The following is a 284-nucleotide window of genomic DNA, read 5'->3' as shown; positions in this document are numbered from 1 at the left end:
CTGTCCGCACGCGGTAAAGAGGCTGAGAATGCCACCGCAGAAAGGGATCGCCTGCAGTCCTCACTCCAGGCCCTGACCGCGAAACGTGCCGTTGAACAGCAGACGTTTGCTGAAGAAACCCAGCAGCTGCAGGCACTGAAAACGAAGCTTCAGGAAGCCCGGCTCACAGAAACCTCCCTGCGTGACCAACTGAAGACCCTCAGCGACAGCAAAACCAGCACCGCCAGCGCGCGCGAAGCTGCACTGCAGCAGCAGATTGCGACGCTTGAAGAGCGTCTGTCCGC

General features: G+C 60.2%; 1 protein-coding gene. It reads left to right on the top strand.

The window, feature by feature from the left end; translation table 11 throughout:
- Positions 1–284 (top strand): hypothetical protein (locus IFU29_RS22310; RefSeq protein ID WP_191935777.1); only part of this gene is annotated, 284 nt, incomplete at both ends.

The organism is Erwinia persicina, from assembly GCF_014838825.1.
Lineage (GTDB): Bacteria > Pseudomonadota > Gammaproteobacteria > Enterobacterales > Enterobacteriaceae > Erwinia > Erwinia persicina_A.
Note: the sequence above shows the minus strand (reverse complement) of the source record. Positions and strands in the feature narration are given on the sequence as shown.